At 70.1% G+C, this 2,600-nt stretch carries 4 protein-coding genes; 2 read left to right on the top strand and 2 right to left on the bottom strand.

The window, feature by feature from the left end; genetic code table 11:
* Positions 1-384, top strand: a 384-nt coding sequence (locus WAZ62_RS14740; protein WP_422644296.1) for an MOFRL family protein, incomplete at its 5' end; no start/stop codon positions are given.
* A 52-nt stretch (positions 385-436) separates the two neighbouring features.
* Entirely contained in the window at positions 437-1,879 is a 1,443-nt protein-coding gene (pyk, locus tag WAZ62_RS14745; RefSeq protein WP_422644297.1) for a pyruvate kinase, read from the top strand.
* Between the two features lie 19 nt (positions 1,880-1,898).
* Here pyk and WAZ62_RS14750 read toward each other — a convergent pair whose 3' ends face one another.
* Entirely contained in the window at positions 1,899-2,327 is a 429-nt protein-coding gene (locus WAZ62_RS14750; protein ID WP_422644298.1) for a nuclear transport factor 2 family protein, read from the bottom strand.
* Positions 2,324-2,600 (bottom strand): GreA/GreB family elongation factor (locus WAZ62_RS14755; protein WP_422644299.1); only part of this gene is annotated, 277 nt, incomplete at its 5' end. The genes WAZ62_RS14755 and WAZ62_RS14750, both read right to left, overlap by 4 nt.

A 2,600-nucleotide genomic window follows, 5' to 3' on the forward strand; every position in this document is an offset into this window, starting at 1 on the left:
GCCCATGCCCTGCTGGCCCTGAGCCTCGCGGGCAGCGCGCCGACCGCCATCCTCTCGGGCGGGGAGCTGACGGTCACGGTCACGGGCGACGGCGCGGGCGGCCCCAGCAAGGAATATCTGATGGGCCTTGCCCTCGCCCTCGGCGGCACGCCCGGCATTGCCGCCCTCGCCTGCGATACCGATGGCATCGACGGCGGCAGCGACGACGCCGGTGCCCGCATCGACGAAACGACGCTGGCGCGGGCCGCCGCCCTTGGCTTCGACACGGCGGCGATGCTGGCGGCAAACCGGTCGCGCGACTTCTTCGCCGCGCTCGGCGATCTGGTGGTGACCGGGCCGACGCGGACCAACGTCAACGATTTCCGGGTGATCACGGTCACCTGAACGCCATTGTTTCGCCATGGCAATGCCGCCGGAGCGGCGCTAACGTGCCGCCATGACTGAATATCGCAACCGCCGCGCGCGCATCATCGCCACCCTCGGTCCCGCTTCCTCGGACAAGGCCACCATCAAGGCCCTGGCCGAGGCCGGCGCCGACGTCTTTCGCCTGAACATGAGCCATGGCGCTCATGAGGATGCGAGGGCCCGCCATGCCGCGATCCGCGCGGTCGAGGCGGAACTGGGCCGTCCGATCGGCATTCTCGCCGACCTGCAGGGGCCGAAGCTGCGCATCGGGCGTTTCGCCGAGGGCGCGATCGACATCGCCCCCGGGCACCGCATCCGGCTCGACATGGACGAGACCCCGGGTGACGCCGGCCGTGTCTGCCTGCCCCACCCCGAGATTTTCGCCGCCATGGAGCCGGGCACCGAATTGCTGCTGGACGACGGCCGCATCCGCCTGGTGATCGAGGAGACGGACAAAACCAGCGCCCTCGCCCGCGTGGTCGAGGGCCGGCGTCTGTCCGACCGCAAGGGCGTGAATGTTCCCAACGCCATCCTGCCGCTGGCGGCGATGACGCCGAAGGACCTGCGCGATCTCGATTTCGCGCTGGAGATCGGCGTCGACTGGATCGCCCTGTCCTTCGTCCAGCGCCCCGAGGATGTGCGCGAGTTGAAGGCCATCGTGCAGGGCCGCGCCGGCATCATCGCCAAGATCGAGAAGCCTTCGGCGGTCGAGGATATCGACGCCATCCTGGCGGAATCCGATGCGATCATGGTCGCGCGCGGCGACCTCGGCGTCGAGCTGCCGCTGGAAACCGTGCCCGGCATCCAGAAGCGCCTGACCGCCAAGGCGCGGGCCGCCGGCAAGCCGGTCGTCGTCGCGACCCAGATGCTGGAAAGCATGGTCAGCGCCCCCGTCCCCACAAGGGCCGAAGTCTCGGACGTCGCGACCGCGGTCTATGACGGCGCGGACTGCGTGATGCTGTCGGCCGAATCGGCGGCCGGCGCCTTCCCGCTGGAATCGGTCGCGACCATGGCGCGCATCGCCCATCAGGCGGAGCAGGACATCGTCTATGACGAGTTGATCCACGCCCGCCACGAGGCCACCGGCGATTCGATCGGCGAAGCCATCACCACCGCCGCCGGCAAGGTGGCGGCGACGGTGCGGGCCGCCTGCATCGTTACCTTCACGTCGAGCGGCTCGACCGCGCTGCGCACGGCGCGGGAGCGGCCCGAGACCGATATCCTGGTGCTGACGCCCGACCTGAACACGGCGCGGCGCCTCGCCATCGCCTGGGGCCTGAGCTGCGTCGTCGTGCCCGACGTCTCGAATTTCGCCGAAATGGTCCAGCGCGCCGGCGCGACGGCGGCGGAACATGGCTTCGCCGAACCGGGCGACCGCATCGTCATCACCGCGGGCGTGCCCTTCGGCACGCCGGGGGCGACCAATATCCTGCGCGTCGCCATCGTCGGCCAGCCGGGTGGCCCCACCACCTGAGCCGGTGAGACTCAGGCCATCAATGCAGCAGCGTGCCCGTGGGCGGCGCCGGATCGTCGTCCACGGCGACCTGCGCCGTATCGGCGAGCGGGCTGGCCTGGTGATGAACCAGGTGCCATTCGCCCTCCTCGAGGATGAAGACATTGGTCGCCGCCAGCGGATTGCCGGCGATCACCTCGATCAGGACGACAAGGGCGTGGCGGGGGCCGATCAGGCGTACCTGCTCGTTGTGGCAGGCGACTTCCGGTGAGTCGGGATGGGACAGGATGCCGTCCCAGGACTTCATCACCTCGTCCCGGCCGATCAGCGGCGGCCAACCCGGATGGATGCAGGAAACCGGCGCCTGACGGGCCCAGAGGGCTTTCATCGCGCCGATGTCGCGCCGCCGGAACACGGCATAGAAGGCCCGGTTGGCGGCCAGGATCGGCGCCTCGTCGTCTGCGCTCATGATGTCTCCGGCAAGGACAGGCTGACCACTTCGAGGTCCCGGCGGCCGCTCGGCCTCGACCAGGTCACGATATCGCCGATGGCGGCGCCGAGAAGTGCCCGGCCAAGGGGCGAGGAACAGGACAGATGCCAGGTCGCCGGGTCGGCCTCGTGCTCCCCGACCAGGGTGACGGAGAATTCGGCGCCCTCCTCGTCGGCGACGCCGACGACGGCACCGAAACAGGCGGTCGCGGGCACGGTGGCCAGCGCCGGCACGATCTCGGCCGCGGCGACC

This window comes from Zavarzinia sp. (assembly GCF_049306435.1).
GTDB lineage: Bacteria > Pseudomonadota > Alphaproteobacteria > Zavarziniales > Zavarziniaceae > Zavarzinia.